The 3530-nt window shown below is 40.2% G+C and carries 2 protein-coding genes; both read right to left on the bottom strand.

What is annotated here, in order from left to right:
- Positions 1–2246: DUF6990 domain-containing protein (locus ACFIMW_RS08895; RefSeq protein ID WP_375608840.1), on the bottom strand; the 2246-nt coding region annotated here is incomplete at its 3' end.
- 6 nt (positions 2247–2252) lie between these two features.
- Positions 2253–3530 (bottom strand): VENN motif pre-toxin domain-containing protein (locus ACFIMW_RS08890; RefSeq protein WP_375608839.1); only part of this gene is annotated, 1278 nt, incomplete at its 5' end.

The raw sequence follows: 3530 nt of genomic DNA, 5'->3' as shown, positions 1-3530 counted from the left end.
TCTTTGACTGACCATTCTAGCGCATCATCAAGTGCTTGCTTTAAGCGATCCGCAGTGACTTCTGGTTCAAAGATTTCCAATCCCTTGGCTTCAAAATTAAGCTGTATATCTGGAATATCTTCCGTGTAGGTAGGATCAATGAATTTACAAGCGGTGGAAAGAATGCCCGTGCTAATCATAAAGGCGCTATCAAATTGCGGGTAGTCTTTGGCAATTTCGTCGTTATAAAGAATATCTACTTCACGATCAGCCAATTGATAGCTTGCCATATGGTCATTCTCATTGATTTTCTCGGTTGACCAGCCTAAGCTTTTTAAAAGTGCATGAGCACTTTCCATGGTGAGACGATCATCATTGTCATCCGCTTCATCCACTTCCTCTGCCACTTCAACAGAAGTTGTTTTAGAAGCAACAGATGCTGTTTGCGGATCCAAGCTTAAAATCGGAGCGTTTTTAGGAAAACCAGTCCGATAACGGCGTGCAAGAGCAAGGACGTTATCAATAATATGTGCTATGTTTTCCCTTATCAAAGCTGAAAAGTTTTTATCCTTCAAACTTTCCTTATAAAATTTGAGTTTTTCAACATCCCCAATAAGAATAAGTGCAATAAGGTGCAACTTCGCAAAATCATATTCACTGTCTGGGGACAAAGCCGCATAATCATAGATGATTTGATTCACATTTTGTCGATCAGCCCAGCACAAAATATCCGCACTGATCTGTTTCAGCTTGCCTTCATCCAATTCAGTACTAGAAACTGCATAAACTTCTTCTGATTCTTTAAGAACGGTATATTGGGGAGTATTGATGAAAATAGATCGATAAGCTGTAGAAAAACCAAGTGTTGAAAGAGAAACCTTGAAGGTAACAAATGGTGTCTCTCCTTTTTTATCAAGGTCGTACACTATATTAATGATACGATCTTTCGTTATAAAATAAGCATTGCAATTGTAATTTTTATCACGATAGACTGTCCAGTCCATCCTTTTTAAGTCTTCAGAAACTGTATTAAGAAAAGACAAATCTTGTAAACTAAGACGATCATCTATAGCTTTTCGCTCATTAAGGATTTTCAGATATTCTTCAGCAAATTGAACGGCATGGTTAATATATCTCTCTACTTCACGGTCATCCAAAATCTCAGAAATCTTACCGGCTTCTAAAAAATTTTGATAAGATTTCAGAACATCAATTTGACCTGTCAATGCTAAACAAGCCAAATGCCAGACTATACGTATATTGTAGCTATACTTTTGAACACGTGTTTTGCTTTCTATTGATGCTTGTAAATCTTGGGCACGTGCCCACTGTATTATCCGCTCAGAGATTTTGATAAGCTCTTGCTCATCTAATGTCTCTACACAAATATCAATGCCTTTACCAAAACCACTAACCCCCCCCCCCCCAATCGTATTAAAAGAATTATAAATATTTTTAGGAGAAACACACCAATATTCCTTACTATAGTGAATACAATTGCAAGCGACAGAAATCATTTCATTAGATATTTCAGCTTCAATACGGACATTGTAATTATCATGAAGACGTATAAAACCAAAATCAAATTGAATAAAGCGGTCGGGCAAAATCAACCACATTTTTCCAGGTTCCGTTGAAAACCACCCTTGTGTTTTAAGAACGCGCATTGCTGCTGTGAGACTTATCGAGCGCTGTTTTGGCTTCTTGCGCGTTAGAATATCGTCTAATTCCCCATTTTTATAGGCCTGTGCAAAAAAAAGCAGGCGATCATCCGATGTCATTGTTTTATAATCTGCAAATTCTGGCACAGATAGTTTTGGGGTAGATCTATCACTCCTTAAAGCCTCCATATCACCAAGTAATGCTTGTGCAACGGCAGAATGATTAGTAGCTTCCTCGCACAACTCTTTTTCAATATCCTGTGCTTGCGCCCATGCAATCACTTTGTTTAAAGCGGTTGTGATATGGCTTTCGGAAAGATCCGGAGCTTTAACATTAAAATCCTCCTTCGCGTAAAACAGCACATCTCCATATTTACGCTGTGATTTTTCACCTCTAGAATATTCCCGAGCAAGACAATAAGCAGCGGTGGTGAGATCAGCCGAAAGCAAAAACTCTTTGCCACTCTCTCCATAATTTTTTACACCATAGCCAATACCGACAATGCGATCGGGAAGATGATAATGCGCAAAAGTATCCCCCACGTTATCACGATAAGGCTCCCAGCCCAGTCTTTTTAAAATCTCTGTGACATCTTTAGTTTGCATCATGAATCACTTTCCTTGTGCAAGAAGCTCTGTTAAACGGCTCGGATGACGAATAACTTCGTATTTTATCGGTCTCCCCCAACGCTTGCCCAGTTGTTCTTTAGGCCAATTTTTCTTAAAATCATCTAATGCTTCCTCAAATTTTTCTGCACTTCCTTTATAATCTCTCTTAAAATCGCTGAGTTCCTGTTGATATTTATTTAGCTTTTCTTTGTTTTTCTCAAGGAATTTTAAAACAACATCTCCTGTGGGTTGCGCATCTCCTGTTTTATACTCCTTTTCCAAAATCTTTTGGTTTTCGGTTAGACCAGCATTCCCCGTTTTTACCTCAACAATTTTTAATTCACCATCCTCTATATAGAGAATATCAGGACGGGATCTTATTGCAACTTCCTTTGTCCCTCCTTTACCATCAGGTTTCTCAACTATTTTTTTAAACGATGCTTCTTGCGTACATGTTGTGCATCCTGCTTCCTGTAATTTTTGCATTTCTTCTGTACGCTTTCCGTCATGATGCTCCTTATTTTTTTCGAATGTTTCACGATTGCTATTGCTTTTTGAAGGCTTTTGAGACATTTCACCCTTGGCACTGTCTTCAGAGCCAATTTTTCCAACTGATTGGGCAACTTCCTTTTCTGCTTTTGCAGCTGCTTCTTCAGTCTTAGAAGCAAATTTAGCCAGAGCCTTTTCGCCAAGCTTTATGCCTCCCTTGGCTGCTCCAGCAACTCCTGTCATTAGGGATGCTGTTTCAGTCAATAATTTTCCAAATTCAAGTCCAGCATTAAAGGAACCACCAGCACCAGCTCGCTCATATTCCTCCTCCATTTTATTAATGCGATCTACATAGGACTGTCCAAGGGTCCGACCAATTGTCGCCAAAATCTCACCACTGCTGAAAAAATCTTTGAGCGCTTTCAAAGTCTCTTTGGGATGTTTGGCTATTTGCAAAAAACCATCAACCGTATCGTATATTTCAGCCGGGACACCAGCTACCATACCTGCCGCAAAGCTTATATCTTGCCCTGTACTAATCGCAGTCCACTTCGCAGACACTTCTGCTGCACATAAAAAGTCAGGACACTCTTTTAATTCTTTCTCCATCTGAGCTTGTTGAGCACTGCTGAGGTAGTTATTTGCAGCGGCATTACCTGCGGCATCGGCGCCGGCATCAACATCGCCACCGGCAAGGGCAGCAGCAACGCCCCCAGCAGCCCGTGCGACATCAATGGTGTGATCCCTAAAGTCAGCAAACTGCGCATCAATCTTTGCGTTTATACGCGCTTC

This window comes from Bartonella sp. AC329YNZD (genome assembly GCF_042196685.1).
GTDB lineage: Bacteria > Pseudomonadota > Alphaproteobacteria > Rhizobiales > Rhizobiaceae > Bartonella.
This window is presented reverse-complemented; position numbering and strand designations above follow the sequence as displayed.